At 68.7% G+C, this 13,535-nt stretch carries 14 protein-coding genes and 1 pseudogene; 7 read left to right on the forward strand and 8 right to left on the reverse strand.

Annotated features, from left to right (window positions below; translation table 11 throughout):
- Positions 1-392: pseudogene (locus SACPADRAFT_RS30245) on the forward strand (pyridine nucleotide-disulfide oxidoreductase); the annotation flags it as partial.
- A 9-nt stretch (positions 393-401) separates the two neighbouring features.
- Here SACPADRAFT_RS30245 and SACPADRAFT_RS0203440 read toward each other — a convergent pair.
- Complete coding sequence (locus tag SACPADRAFT_RS0203440; RefSeq protein ID WP_007024661.1) at positions 402-1,229, reverse strand: peptidoglycan-binding protein; 828 nt, start codon at positions 1,227-1,229, stop codon at positions 402-404.
- A 33-nt stretch (positions 1,230-1,262) separates the two neighbouring features.
- Positions 1,263-2,120, reverse strand: coding sequence for a M23 family metallopeptidase (locus SACPADRAFT_RS0203445; RefSeq protein ID WP_007024662.1), 858 nt, complete (start codon positions 2,118-2,120; stop codon positions 1,263-1,265).
- 270 nt (positions 2,121-2,390) lie between these two features.
- On the opposite strand from SACPADRAFT_RS0203445, the gene SACPADRAFT_RS0203450 reads away from it, so the two are divergent.
- Together SACPADRAFT_RS0203450 and SACPADRAFT_RS0203455 are read left to right on the forward strand one after the other, a co-directional pair.
- Positions 2,391-3,401 (forward strand): NBR1-Ig-like domain-containing protein, encoded by a 1,011-nt coding sequence (locus SACPADRAFT_RS0203450; RefSeq protein WP_007024663.1) that lies wholly within the window; start codon positions 2,391-2,393, stop codon positions 3,399-3,401.
- Positions 3,402-3,529: 128 nt separating this feature from the next.
- On the forward strand, positions 3,530-4,891 hold the full coding sequence (locus SACPADRAFT_RS0203455; RefSeq protein WP_007024664.1) for a hypothetical protein: 1,362 nt from the start codon (positions 3,530-3,532) through the stop codon (positions 4,889-4,891).
- Between the two features lie 48 nt (positions 4,892-4,939).
- Here the strand turns inward: SACPADRAFT_RS0203455 and SACPADRAFT_RS25410 are convergent, their stop codons facing one another.
- Genes SACPADRAFT_RS25410 through SACPADRAFT_RS0203475 form a run of 4 tightly spaced genes read right to left on the reverse strand, consistent with a single transcriptional unit; the run spans position 4,940 to position 7,970 of the window.
- On the reverse strand, positions 4,940-6,271 hold the full coding sequence (locus SACPADRAFT_RS25410) for an MFS transporter (RefSeq protein ID WP_007024665.1): 1,332 nt from the start codon (positions 6,269-6,271) through the stop codon (positions 4,940-4,942).
- A gap of 51 nt (positions 6,272-6,322) precedes the next feature.
- Positions 6,323-7,189 (reverse strand): helix-turn-helix domain-containing protein, encoded by an 867-nt coding sequence (locus tag SACPADRAFT_RS0203465; RefSeq protein ID WP_007024666.1) that lies wholly within the window; start codon positions 7,187-7,189, stop codon positions 6,323-6,325.
- Positions 7,190-7,212: 23 nt separating this feature from the next.
- Complete coding sequence (locus tag SACPADRAFT_RS0203470; RefSeq protein WP_007024667.1) at positions 7,213-7,755, reverse strand: DUF6879 family protein; 543 nt, start codon at positions 7,753-7,755, stop codon at positions 7,213-7,215.
- On the reverse strand, positions 7,752-7,970 hold the full coding sequence (locus SACPADRAFT_RS0203475) for a hypothetical protein (RefSeq protein ID WP_007024668.1): 219 nt from the start codon (positions 7,968-7,970) through the stop codon (positions 7,752-7,754). Before SACPADRAFT_RS0203475 ends, SACPADRAFT_RS0203470 begins: the two co-directional genes overlap by 4 nt.
- An 868-nt stretch (positions 7,971-8,838) precedes the next feature.
- Between SACPADRAFT_RS0203475 and SACPADRAFT_RS0203480 the strand changes: the two genes are divergently transcribed.
- The 4 genes from SACPADRAFT_RS0203480 to SACPADRAFT_RS0203500 all read left to right on the forward strand — a co-directional run bounded on the left by SACPADRAFT_RS0203480 (position 8,839) and on the right by SACPADRAFT_RS0203500 (position 12,112).
- Positions 8,839-9,678, forward strand: coding sequence for a cupin domain-containing protein (locus SACPADRAFT_RS0203480; protein ID WP_233357116.1), 840 nt, complete (start codon positions 8,839-8,841; stop codon positions 9,676-9,678).
- Positions 9,665-10,486 (forward strand): hypothetical protein, encoded by an 822-nt coding sequence (locus SACPADRAFT_RS0203485; RefSeq protein ID WP_007024670.1) that lies wholly within the window; start codon positions 9,665-9,667, stop codon positions 10,484-10,486. Before SACPADRAFT_RS0203480 ends, SACPADRAFT_RS0203485 begins: the two co-directional genes overlap by 14 nt.
- Before the next feature lie 429 nt (positions 10,487-10,915).
- Positions 10,916-11,389 carry a hypothetical protein gene (locus SACPADRAFT_RS0203495; protein ID WP_007024671.1) on the forward strand — a complete coding sequence of 158 codons (474 nt, stop codon included), beginning with the start codon at positions 10,916-10,918 and terminating at the stop codon, positions 11,387-11,389.
- Positions 11,390-11,578: 189 nt separating this feature from the next.
- Positions 11,579-12,112 (forward strand): RICIN domain-containing protein, encoded by a 534-nt coding sequence (locus tag SACPADRAFT_RS0203500; RefSeq protein WP_007024672.1) that lies wholly within the window; start codon positions 11,579-11,581, stop codon positions 12,110-12,112.
- A 118-nt stretch (positions 12,113-12,230) separates the two neighbouring features.
- On the opposite strand, the gene SACPADRAFT_RS0203505 is transcribed toward SACPADRAFT_RS0203500, so the two are convergent.
- Entirely contained in the window at positions 12,231-12,857 is a 627-nt protein-coding gene (locus tag SACPADRAFT_RS0203505; protein WP_007024673.1) for an HNH endonuclease family protein, read from the reverse strand.
- 93 nt (positions 12,858-12,950) lie between these two features.
- On the reverse strand, positions 12,951-13,535 hold a 585-nt coding region (locus tag SACPADRAFT_RS29830), incomplete at its 5' end, for an McrC family protein (RefSeq protein WP_007024674.1).

Here is a 13,535-nt window from a genome sequence, read left to right on the forward strand (position 1 = left end):
CCGGCGTCGGCGACCTCGGCGACCTCGGCGACCTCGTGATGGTGCCGCCGGTGCGCGCCGCCCGCGACCGGGGCGTGCTGCGCGCGCACCCGATGTTCGACCGCCTCACCCGCGACGGTGTCGTCTTCGACGACGGCGGCGAGTACGCCTGCGACGCGGTCGTGTGGTGCACCGGCTTCCGCCCGGCCCTGGACCACCTGACCGGGCTGGATCTGACGTGGCGGGACGGGCTCCCGGTCACCGACGGCACCCGCTCGGTCGACGATCCCCGGCTGCACCTGCTCGGCTACGGCGACCGGACCGGCTTCGCCTCGGCCACCCTGATCGGCGCGGGCCGCACGGCCAAGCCGGCCGTGGCCGAGCTAGCCGAGCGACTCCGCGCCGATCGGTGAGGACCCCGCCTACCGGCGCTGGTACTCCTCCCAGGTCACCTTCTCCACCTGCGGACCGTCGTCCGGGCCGTTGTTCGCGAGGCCGTTGCGCCCCTCGAAGTAGTCCCCGACCTGGTCCCACGCCGGGGGTGACAGGGCGGTGTCGCTGACCGCGACGGCATGGATGTGCGCGGCCCACGGCCCCTGGTCCGGCGTGCGGTGCCAGGCGGCGAAGCCCACCTCGCGCAGCGCCTTCACCGCCTGCCACGGGCTCGGCAGGTTGTGCACCGAGAGGTCCACCACCCCGCCCCCGTCGTGCGTGCCCGCCGACGACGGGTCGCCGCCCGGGTTGTACGAACCCTGGGTGAGCACGAAGTCGACGCCGATCCGCCGCTGCGCCGCCCCGAGCATGTCCGCCGACCGCCGGTTGACGGTCTCACCGTCCATCGTGGTCTTCCCACCGATGTCGATCAGTCCGGTGAGCGAGTAGCGGCCGCCGTCGCCGAGCCGGGTGAGCGAGGTCGTACCCGGCAAACCGCTGGCGTCGAGGCCGCTGAAACCCAGCGACTGCTGCCAGTCCTGGTACGCGGACACCGTGGCGGTGCCGAAGTGCCCGTCGACGTAGGCGTCGGCGAGCAGGTTCTCGTCCGCCAACGCCTGTTCGACGACGCGCACGCTCTCCCCGGATCCCGGCGTGATGTCCTGGTTCGGCTTCGACGGGTCCCACATCGCGGCCTTGATGACCGCTTCCATGTTCACCGTGGGGGCCGCCGCGGTGGCCTCACCCGCTGTCGCCACCCCGACGACGGTTCCCCCGGTCAGGGCGGCGGCCAGCACGGCCACGGCCAGTTTCCTCATGGTCTCTCCTCGATACTCGAACGGGCGCCGAGTTCAGCCGCAGTGCTGGAACGGGCTGGTGTAGCTCTGGCCGCCGACCGAACCGCCCCACTTCACGCAGGTGCCCGGCGCGTGCTTCTTGACGGGACCGGCGTAGTAGGAGAACTGGCCCGAGTCGGTGGCGCGGTTGCCGCCCTGCGGTTCGAGGAAGGCCGAGGTGGAGCTCGGCGTGCCCACCTTGGTGTGCTTCAGGGTGACCACGCAGTTGTACCCGTTGCCACTGTTGTAGAGCAGATAGACCCGGCCGTTGCCGCCCAGCCCGTGACTGTTGATCACCGAGTAGTTCGAACCACAGACCTCCTTCGGCGTGTACGGGTTGCTCCCGGCACCGCCGCAGTTCTGACTCGTGAACGAGGTCTTGCCGTAGTAGGGCACGCTCCGGCCGCTGAGCGTCACCTTCCGCGCGGTGCCGTTGTAGCGCTGTTCGTAGTGCAGGTGCGCGCCGGTGACGCCCCCGGTCGCCCCGGCCTCGCCGATCTTCGTGCCCGCCGACACGGTCTGCCCCACGCTGACCTGCTGGGACGACAGGTGCGCGTAGCGGGTGCGGTGCCCGTTACCGTGGTTGATCTCGATCCACCGGCCGTAGCTGGTGCTACCCTCGTTCGCCACGCGGGAGACCGTGCCCGGGGCGGAGGCGACCACCGTGTCCCCGGTGATGCCGCTCTTCTGAAAGTCGACGGAGTAGGCCGGGTTGTGCCCGGACCAGGTCGCCGCGGTGGCCGTGTAGCCGCACCGGAACGGCATCTTGTAGTTCGGAGCCGCCGAGGCCTCCGGTGCGCCGACGGTCACCGAGGCGCCCAGCGCGGTGGCCACGACGGCGAAGGCCACACCCACCGATCTGGCGAGTCTCATCTGTCCTCCAATGATCAGGATGATCTGTCGGAGTCCACCGTCACCGGCCGACGTCGGCGTCCGATAGCCGTCTGACACGGCCCATGACGTCAGGCCCCGGCACGGACGGCGATCGGACACCAATTGACATCTGTGTCCTCGCTGGTGACACGGCTCCCGAGGGACACGGTGCTGCTACCATCGTCCGCACACGGCGCGTGACGGATCATGGCGTCAACGTGACACGCCGTGACGGCCCTGATCCGACGGAGAGGAACCGGGGAGGGAACGGTGGCGGTTCCGGGCGGAACGTCCCGTCCTCCGGCGCTCGACGAATTCATCGCCGGGCTGCGGCGGCTGCGGGAGCGGGCGGGGCAGCCGTCCTTCCGGCGGATGGCGGCCCGATCCGGCGCCGTCTCGCACGCGACCCTGCATCTGACGATCACCGGACACCGGCTGCAACCCTGGGAGACCGTGCGCGAGTTCGTCCGCGCCTGCGGCGGCGACGAGGACGAATGGCACGCACACTGGGAACACACCCGCGCGGCGCTGTCCGGGGACGAGGCCCCCGTCCCCGGTGACCCCCTCGCACCGTCCGAGCACGGAGCCGCCACGGCGACCACCACCGGGACCGACACCGACATCGAGTCCGCTGATCGTCACCACATCCCGGAGGTCGGCGGCGCCGAGGTCGAGGACGCCACTCCCGATGTCCCGCCGCCGCGGACTCCCGCGGAGGTGGACCACGTCACCGGAACGACGGTGGCCCCGGCACGCCGGTGGCGCTCGAGACGGGTGCTCGTCCCGCTGGGTGCCGGTGTGTGCGCCGCCGTCGCGGCCGCCGGTTTCGTGTGGCTGGGCCCCACCGACAGTTGGCCGACCGGTACCGGTCCCGTCGACGACGGCCCCGCCGGGACGGGCGGCTACGCACCCGCGTTGCAGCGGGGTGACGCCAGCTTCTTCGTCGGGGACGTGACCATTCCCGATGGCACGGTGGTGCGGCCGGGGCAACAGTTCGTCAAGACCTGGCGGATCCGCAATACCGGTTCCGTCCACTGGCGCGACCGCTACCTGCAGCGCATCGACCTCCCCATCGGGTCGAACGACTGCCGGACCGCGGAACGGGTCCCCATCAACGACACCGCCCCGCACCAGGACGTTCTGATCAGCGTCGACGTCCGGGCCCCGGCGAGCGCGCCCGCGTACTGCAAGGTGCACTGGAAGATGGTCGACGACTCCGGCCGTGTGCTGCTGCCCGGCTACCGCCCGGTCTTCTTCGAGGTCCGCGTCCGCGCGGAGTGAGCCGAACGGTCTGGGCCGATCAGGTGATTCCGGGGCGATTCCGCTCTCCGACAACGCGGCTGAGCAACGCTGGTCGGACCGGGGCACCGGTCCCGGGGACAGCAGAATACCGAAAGGACACCGCTTCGATGCGTACCCGACGGCGTGGCGTGGTCGTCGCCGGCCTGGCCGCACTCGGCCTGTTGACCGGCCTCACGCCCGCCCACACGGCACCGAGCCCGGCCGATCCGACCCTCGACCCCGCGAACTTCGAACTGCGCCCCAACGCCATGGGCGACGAACTCGGCGACCGCGTGGCCCGGCTCGACAACGAACTCCCCCGCGCGGGAGTCGGCCGCATCCTCGCCGACGCCAACCGGCAGGGCCGGGTCGACACCTACCGGGCCTGCAACGATGACGCGGCCAGGGATGACGGAGGCGGCGTGCTCCGCACGGTCATCCACAGCGTCTGCTTCAACTCCGGCGACAACGCGACGAAGCTGTGGTACCCGCAGGGGGTCACCACCATCGCCGACGCGCAGGACGACAAGTACTGGGGCGCGGACAACCAGCCCGTGCTGATCTCCTGGTACGACAGCAGCAAGAAGGACGGCGTCGACAACGGCGAGGACGGCATCGAGAAGGGCGTGCGGGTCTCGTTCCTGGACCCGTTCACGGGCCGCTACCGGCACGTGCTGCTCGTCTACCCGACGATCAACTCTTACGACAACCCGAGCTACATGACCCTGCGCACCGAGCAGGTCGGCGAGGCGAACTCCCTGCACGGCGGCGGCATCGTCTGGTACGGCAACTTCCTCTACGTCGCCGACACCGGACGCGGCTTCCGCGTGTTCGACATGCGCCACATCTACGACCTGAGCGCCGCCGACAACGGCAGCACCGCCGACCGCGACCTGGTCGGCAGGCGCAGCGGCGTCTACCACGGTCACGGCTACCGCTACGTCATGCCGCAGGTGGCCTCGTGGACCGTCACCGCCGCGAAGGGCGAGCGGTGCACCACCAACGACGAGGCCATGGCCTTCTCCTACGCGGGCCTGGACCGCAGCGGCCTCGACCACATGGTCGCCGGGGAGTACTGCAACCACTCCGACTCCGAGGTGTGGGGCCGGGTCGCCGCGTGGCCGATCGCCGGTTCCGTCGGCAACGACGGCGAACAGATCACCGACACCGGCTACCGCTGGCAGGCCGACGCCGCGCACAAGCTCCCGGTGAGCAACATCCAGGGCGCGGTACGTTTCAACGACCGCTGGTATCTCAGCCAGAGCCGGGGCGCCAACACCGTCGGCATGCTGTACCAGTCGTCGACGACGTCCCCCTCCGCCGAGATGCTGCAGACGGAGACCGCACAGAACGCCTCGATCGGTCCGGAGGACCTGTCGCACTGGGAGGACGGGTTCGGCGGCACCACCCTCGGCGACATGTGGACCGTGGCCGAGCATCCGGGCAAACGGATGGTGTACTCCACCGTCCCGACGCCACTGGCGGACTGAGCGGCGGCACACCGCTGCGCCGCTCCGGCGGACGGTCGACCCCGGTTTTCAGGCGATGGTGTCGGTTTCACGGACGTCGACCCGCGGCCCGAGAGTCTCCCGCACCCGCAGGGAGAAGACGAACCCCACGACGGCGAGCACGAGCGGGATGCCGAGCGCGACGCGGTAGTCGCCGAGCGCGCGTGCGGAATCCTCCGCGAGCACGTCCAGCACCGCACCGAAGACCGGCTGGATGAGCCCGGAGGCGAAAAACGCGCCGACGTTGACCACGCCCAACGCGGTCGCGGCCACCGCGGGCGGGAACGACTCCTTCACCGCGGCGAACCCGACCACCACCTGGGAACCCGCCAGGCCCACCAGCACGTACAGCACCATGGCCGAGATGCCGGGTTCCCACGGCGCCCACACCAGGCCCGCCCAGCCGAGCAGCGCACTCACCGAGCACGCCAGGATCAGCGGCCGTCGCCGCCCCATCCGGTCCGACACGAACCCGACGGCGAGGTTGCCGACCCCGTAGACCGCCAGCGCCACCGTCGTGTACAGCGCCGCCGATCGGTTGTCGAGGTCGAACGAGTCCCGCAGCATCGGCACACCCCACAACCCGGAGAAGGCGTAGAAGGTGCCGTTCGTCCCGACCACGGCGAAGAACACCGCCCACAACTGCCTGCTGCGCACCACATCCCGCAACACGCCCGCACCGGAACTCCCGTCCCCGGACGGGGCCGGAGCGACCACACGCGCAAAACCGCAGTCCTCCGGCGTGTCCCGCACGGTGAACCAGGCCGCCACCGTGACCACCACGGAGACCACACCGACGCTCAGAAAGATCGACCGCCAGGACAGCACCGACAACAGGCCCGCCGACGGTCCCTCGGCGAGGATGCTGCCGAGGTTGCCGACGAACATGGTGATGCCGGTGACGAGACCGTAGCGGTAGGCCGGGAACCAGGTGGCGTTGAACTTCATCAACCCGACGAAGATCCCCGAGGTGCCCAGCCCCACCAGCATCGGCCCGAGCAGCACCACCCCGTAGCCCGGCGCGATGCCCAGGACGAGGGTGCCGAGCGCGGTGACGGCCCCGCCGGCGCACACCACCAGCCGTGTCCCGTACCGGTCGATCAGTACGCCGACCGGGACCTGCATGGCGGTGTAGACCCAGAAGTTCGCGGCCGCGAACACCCCGAGCTGGGCCGCCGAGAGGCCGAACTCGGCACCGATCGGCGCCGAGAAAGTCGCGGGCGAGAACCGTTGGAAGAAGCCGATCGTGAACAACGCCAGCAGCAGGCCCAGCGACACCGCACGGACCCACCGGAACCGGCCGGAGCGGTGGTCCCGCCCGACGACCGTGTTCACCGCGGCGCGCTCGCCGTCATGCCCCACGCGACTCAGTCATCGGACACGACGTCGCCGTCCACCGCGTCATCCAGCGACTCACGGCGTATCCCGCACACGGAGGCAACCCATCACTCTATGCAACAACGTCGCGAGTTCGTCCCCCATGACCGCAGCCTCACGAAGTTGCTTGAAGTGTTCCTCGTACGCAGCGACCTCTTCGGGTGAATCGAGACGTTGCTGCGCGGTCATAGATTCGATAAGGACGTGGTCGTCGTAGAGTAGGAAGTTCGTCAACGGAAATATTGGCATGGTCACGGCAAAGGGAACGACACCGACCTCGACCTCAGCCAGCCCTGTCAAGGCCAGTAGTCGGTCGAGCTGCCCGAGGAGTGTCTCGGTCGTTCCGAAACGGGTGAAAAGCGCGGCTTCGCCCATGACAACCTGAATCTTGTGGCGAGGATGGTAAAGGACATGCTGGCGTTCCATGCGCTTACCGACCACGTGATCGATCTCTTCGGAGGAGACACCTGACGCGACCGGGCCGCACGGATGTGCGAGCACCTCGCGAGCATAGGCCGCAGTCTGCACGATCCCCGGGACCATCGCGGGTTGGAACTCCGCGATTCGTGTGGACACCGCATCAGCCTGCGCCGTCGTCTCCTGTTCGGCCACCGCGCCACCGTGTCGCTGATACCTCTGTTGGAAGGTCGCGTATTCCACGCGAGCAGCACTCGCCAACGTGTAGAGCTCGTCGAGTTGTTCTTCGCTCGCGCCGACCGCCTCGGCCCACTGCCGCAGATCGTCATCGGTGACGCGCTGGGTGCCCTGTTCCAGCTTGGACACTCTGGTCTGGTGCCATCCGAGATGGCGAGCCAATGCGCTGCCGGACGGGAACACAGCAGCGCGCAGCTCACGAAGTCGTCGTGCGAGCAGCGCTCGCCGCGGCGGGATCGAAGCCGGCACGCCGCTGTGTCCTCCAGTTCAGATCAACGCGGGTGGTAGTCCTGCCACAGTACTGATTGAGCCAGTGCGGCATCGCGGACGGTACAGGCCTCGACGACCTGCCGCGGATCAGCCACGTGCTGAGCACCCAGCCATTCGCCGCCGTGCCCGTACCGCATCGACCACAGACTGCGCCCATCGACGAGCCAGAAATCCGACTCGGCCGGTACGTCAGTGGGCCAACACCCCTCGCGCGCGGGGATGATCCGCACCTCCTCCCCTGCCAAGACGTTCGGCTCGTAGGAAGCCAGCTCGAACCGTAGGTAATCGGTCAGCGGCTCTCTGACGACGTGTACGCGCTGCGCTCGGCATCCCTCCCGGACCCGCTGATCGATCCACTCGCACCATGCGCGCAGCTCGTCCGTACGTGGGAGGGAACCGGTGCGCCGCCACTCCGCGAAGGCCTCATCCTCGCTGCTGCCGGAGTAGCGTTGAAGCGTCTCCAGCCGGAACAGTGAGTAGCGAAAGTGCGCCAGTTCCCGCCGCAAGGCGTTGACGCCTGGCCGCGCGTCCTCAGCTGTGGTCACGAGGGACCTTCCTGGTAGAGCCGGGCGGCCTCCAGGATGATCTCCGGCTTGATCAGTACTCCACCTTCGCCGGGCAACACGTTCTCCATGTTCGCGAACGTGTCGGCATCCATCTCAAGTCCTTGTACCGCCATCATGCCGTTCCCCGCGAGATACACGGACTGACAGCCGGTGGGGTTCGACTCAGGGTCCTTGCAGAGCTTCCGAAGTCGCATAACAGCCTCCCCAGGTTTTCGTGACTGCGACCCAGCCATCTTCGCTTAACACCGGGTTGATGTCCAGACCTATGCGAGCACTAACCGCAGACCAACCTTGCATGTACGTCGATCGAGCAGTAGCCTGCTTGCTACGCACGGTTAGCAGTCCGAGTAGCACGATGGCCGACCCGACGGGGCCGAGTATGCAAGCCGGGACATGCAACCCGAATTCGCTGGAACGAGTGACGAAGAAGGTGAAGACAGTGGAGCACCAGGAGAGCCCTCTGGTAGAGGCACGTCGACTCGATGTGGTCCGCGATCGCCTGGATCTGACACACGGAGATCCGTCCACCTCGGCGGGTGGGGACGGACACGGAGACGCTGGTGGTGACGGGCTGAACATCCCGGAGTAGAAGCGCAACCATGATCCGGGCGGGGCAGGTCGAAAGATCAGTGTCGACCTGCCCAACGCCTCCATCCGGACGGAGTCACTGTGCGACACAGATTGGTCGACTCGATCGAGGCAGCTTTCGGCTGGGAAGGACCCCAGCCACTCGGACACACATTCGCACTCGGCACGCTACCGAGCACCGGACTCAGCGCCCGCTTGTTCTCAGTGACGCGACTCCTTGACACCGTCATGCGACGCTCGCTGTCATGGCCGCAATTCCGATGCTTCGTCGGAGGAGAAGAGCTGCATCCGGAGTCCTACACAGCTACTTCCTCCACGCGACGCGGCCAAAGCTTGTCGATGGCGAGGATGGGCCGACTCGGGACACTCATGCAGTCGGGATGCACGATGGTCCTTGACTCACTCGACACTTTCGATCCGACGCTGGAGGTCGCATGCCAGGCACTCCAATGGTGGTCACACGAGCTGGTCCAGGTGAATACCTACCTGACCACGAACGACGCGGCAGGTTTCGACCTCCATTGGGACGATCACGACGTGATCATCGTGCAACTCGGCGGCGAGAAAGGTTGGGAGGTCAGAGGGCCGTCTCGACCAGCGCCCATGTACCGGGATCACGAGCGCAACGATACACCGAGCGACGAGATCGTCTGGTCCGGAACGCTGTGCGCGGGCGACGTGATGCACATTCCGCGTGGCCACTGGCACCAAGCGACGCGCGTCGCCCGCGGCGACGGACACAGCCTGCACGCCACCTTCGGCTTCGTGAAGCGAACCGGCGTTGACTGGCTCACCTGGGTCGTCGACCAGACCCGCAGACACGAGATGTTCCGGCGCGACCTCGACCGGTGGGGAACCCACCCGCACGTATCAGCGACGACCCACCAGTTGAAACACCGGCTGGACGTCCTCATCGAGGAACTGCCACAGTCCCGATTCCTTTCCGCGCGTGAGGCAGAACGTCCTGCCCGTCGACACGTTTCGACCGCAGGCATCCTCGGACCACCGGAGCGCCTCGTGTGCGTCACGGACTTCCCACCCCAGATCGACACCTGCGGAGACAACGTCGTGGTGACGGCAGCAGGCAAGGAACTGACCTTTGTTCCTGAGGCGGAACCAGCTTTACGGAAACTGCTGTCCGGCGAACCCGCCAGCGTGTCTAACCTCAACCGGAACACCGAAGTCGATGCGGAGGCGATCGCCGGTGCTCTCCTCGACGAGGAAATCTGCGCCGAGCTGACACCAGAACTCACCGCCGGTTACACCGGGCTGGTTCCGAACGTCGAGAACGGCGGCACCGTTGGCGACGCCTGACCTCCGCGGGTTCCAGCTCGACGACGTGCTCCCACAGGTGGAAAAGCGGCTCGGGGTCCGTCTCGATCCCGCGTCGGCCGTCTACGGCGAGTCGGGCGCGACCGTGGGTTTCGCGACGGCCACCGGAACCTGGGTCCGTCTCCGACGCCGGGCCCAACACCGTATACACAGCGCCGCGTGGGTCGGCCTCGAAGCGTCGGCGACCGTCCGGGGAGTGCGGAAGCCCGCCTGGCACCAGAGTGCGACCTGGACCGACCTCGGCCGGGACCTCGTGTGGCGCGCGGACGAGATGGAGTTGATCTCCGCGCCGGTCGTCGACGACCCCGCCGACGCGGCGGCGCTACCGGTGTCCTGGTGGGCCCGACTCCGTGAATCGCTCGCGGCCCTGGCCGCGCACGAGACCGAACGGGTGGGGATGAGCCAGCGACACGTCACGCGGAGAGTCCGGGAGGTGTTCGGGTCCGCCGTCGACGTGACCGTGGACGACTGGACGACCGCGCACACGGATCTGCACTGGGGCAACGTGACGACCGAGGCGCAGCTGCTCGACTGGGAGGACTGGGGGCTCGCTCCGGCCGGGTTGGACGCCGCCACGCTTTGGCAGGCGGCACTCCCGTTCCCCGCCGTCGCCGCCCGCGTCGAAGACGGATTCGCCGCGGAGCTGACCACGCGATCGGGGCGCATCGCGCGACTGCTCCAGTGCGCCAACGCGATCCGCGCGGCAGGACGGCTCGGACACCCGACTCCATTGTCCCGACCAGCGACGAACGCGGCCCGTGAACTCATAGCGAGCCTCAGAATCGAGTGATTACCGGGTAACCCGGGAGCAAGCTCACTGGTCTCGATACGTATCTGTACGTGTCCGCGTCGAGCCGCCCGCTTCGGGTGCATAGGTTCCCACTGCGAAGCCTGCTATCTGTGGGATCGACCGGCAGGACGGCGGCGAACTGCCGTCGGAGGGGCTGCGCTCCCTCGCCGACCATTTCGGCGCGTTGTCGGCCGATTTCCGCGCACGGGCGGCCGAGATCGACCGACACCCCACCCACACCGGCGGCCCCGCGCTGAACACCCCGGCACATCCACCGGGTCATCGGCGTGCTGGCGCACCCGGCCGAGGCCGCACCGGACGACCGCCGCGCCGCACGCACCGCCGCCTTCGACGTCGCCCACCTCGCCCGCTGCCTGTTCGCCCGCACCCGCACACCACTGAACTGATCTCTGATCTTCGAGGACGCCCATGACCACCACACACGCCGTCCCACTCCCCGCCTCGCCGCCGACTCCCGTGCTGCACACCCCGCCCACGGCCGAACAGATCGAGGCCCTCACCCGGATCCTCGTCGACGACCGCGACCCGCACCGGGCGGCAGTCCTGCTGCACGCGGTCAGCCACCGCACCGGTGCCTGGTCCGGCGAGCACCTCGACGACGCCGACCCGGAACGTGCCGCGATCCGGGCCCTGCGCCGACCGCCGCAGGACGACCTCCCGGCCGCGCTCCTGCGCATCGCGCGGGCGATCGACGCCGAGACGGAGATCCTCTACCACCGGCAGGACCTCGGGCACACCGACGCCGATCCGGCCCTGCGGAGCATCGCGTTCCGGGTGCTGGAGCTGGGCTTCACCATCGCCGAACACGGCGGCGTCGACGCCCGCGCCATCGAACGCGCCGTCGCGGAGGCGTTCGACCTGCCCGGACACCGGCCCTCGTGAGACCCCGCCCCGATCAGCATCCGGCCAACACGCACCACGTTCTCGTCTCCCGGTCGCCATTGCGACGAACACTCTCCGTAACCACCTGAACGTGGCGAACCGTCATTCCCGCAGCGGATACTCGGCGGCCGCGTCGCTACCACAATGGACTTTCGTCCAGCATTAACCCAGGTGAAACGGAGATGTGGAATGACCCTTCGGCGGAAGTCCGTTCTCGGTGGCGTCGCCGTGGCCGCCCTGGCGAGCACCATGCTCACCGGAACAGCTCACGCTCAGTCGTCAGCCGCCCCGACCGATCCCGTCGTGATCACCAACCACGCCTACACCAACTACGTGATCCCCGACGACACCGTCGGCAACCCCGGGACCTTCCTCCAGGTGTACTACCGCAGCGACCATCCGATCTCCCGGACCTTCCACTTCGAATCCGTGTACGGCGAGCACCAGGTCTACCGCTGGAAGAGCGCCCGGACCGGCACCTGCGCGGAGGCCGACGGCGAGGCGGGTAAGAGCGTCTACCTGCGCACCTGCAACGGGAGCAAGACACAATGGTGGCTCGTCCGCCGCGTCGGCGACACGAGCCGGTGGGTCCTCACCCCGTACATGAACGAGAGTCTCGCCTTCACCGCGAAGTACGGCGACGACAACTACGCGCCCCTGCGGGAGCTGCCCAGCCGCAACACCGCGACCGCCTCCCAACAGTGGCACTTCACGCCCCAGTGACCTCCGGGGGACCACACCGGGCCCGGTGACGTCAGAGCACGAGGAGGGCCCGGCGGCGGCACGGTCGACGATCGGCCCGCCGCCGGGTCCGGTCGCCCTCGATCCGGAGCCCACCCGGTCAGCAGGTGGCGAGCATGTCCTCCAGCGCGGCGGTCTCCGCGGTGGTGACGGTGAGGTCGTAGACGTACTTCACGTTGATCCACGACCGCGCGTACATACAGTGGTAGCCCGTGTTCTCCGGCTGCCACTCCTCCGGCCCGGCGTCGCTCTTAGAGAGGTTGCTCGACGCGGAGACGGCGATCAGCTGCTGGGTGTCGAGATCGTTGGCGAAGGTCTCCCGGCGGGACTCGGTCCAGTACCGCGCACCGGTGCGCCACGCCTCCGCCAGCGGAACCACGTGGTCGATGTGCACCTGCGAGTCGTCCGAGACCCACTGCGCGTCGTAGACGCTGTACCAGCTGCCGCCGGTGGGTTCGCAGTACTCGTCCACGGTGACGTTCGCACCGTCGCGCAGCAGCACCGTGTCCCGGGTGTCGCAGGTGCCGTCCCGGGGTTCCCAGTGCGGGAACAGGTCGCGGTCGTAGCCGTCCATCGACCCGTCCGACGCCACCGTCAGGTCGGCGAGATGCTCGCGGGTCACCGCCTCCCCCGGCGGGGCGGGCGGATAGGCCGCCGCGGGCTGCACCAGTGGCCCGGCCACCAGCACCGCCGCGGTGACACCGACGAACACGGACACACGACGCATCGCGGGCCTCCCCGACCTCGGATGTACCGGCCGGTTCCGAGCGTGCCCGGCGCCGATCAAGGACGGAACCGACGGAGGTAGGGAGTCCGCCGATCACGACGCGACGAGTCGCCGCGCCAACGTGCGGACGTCGTCAAGCAGCGCGGCGGGCGGCTGGTCGAGGTCGAGGGCGTGCTGGTGGATCGTGATGCCCGCGTTCCGCACCCGGTGCGCGGCGTGTGGCGCCTCGCCCTTGGCGTAGACCAGGTGACCCTCCGGCAGGTTCAGTGCCGTGCAGTAGGCCAGCATCTGATACAGGTCGGCGTTGGGGTATCCCGACGGTCTCTCCGCCTTGTACTTGGTGTCAGCCACACCCACCGGGGTGCCGTCGCCGGTGTGCACGACGAAGTCCGGGGTGAGGCGCACACTGCCCCGTTCGTCCAGGTGATGATCGGCCGGAGCGGGGCGGCTGCCGCGATGGTCACCGCGCTCGGCGAGCTCGTCGGCCAGCGCGGCGGTGACGAAGTCCTCGAACACCCGCGCCAGGTCGAACAGGAAGCCGGGCACGGTGACCTTACCGGGCCGGTGCTCGACCGACGCCCCGCGCAGCACGAGCTCGGCCAGCCGCAACGCGTCGTGGTAGCGGGCGTTGAGCCGGCTGGGCCGCCAGGCGGGCAGCGGCTGCCCGCGCGGCACGGG

Source organism: Saccharomonospora iraqiensis subsp. paurometabolica YIM 90007 (genome assembly GCF_000231035.2).
GTDB lineage: Bacteria > Actinomycetota > Actinomycetes > Mycobacteriales > Pseudonocardiaceae > Saccharomonospora > Saccharomonospora paurometabolica.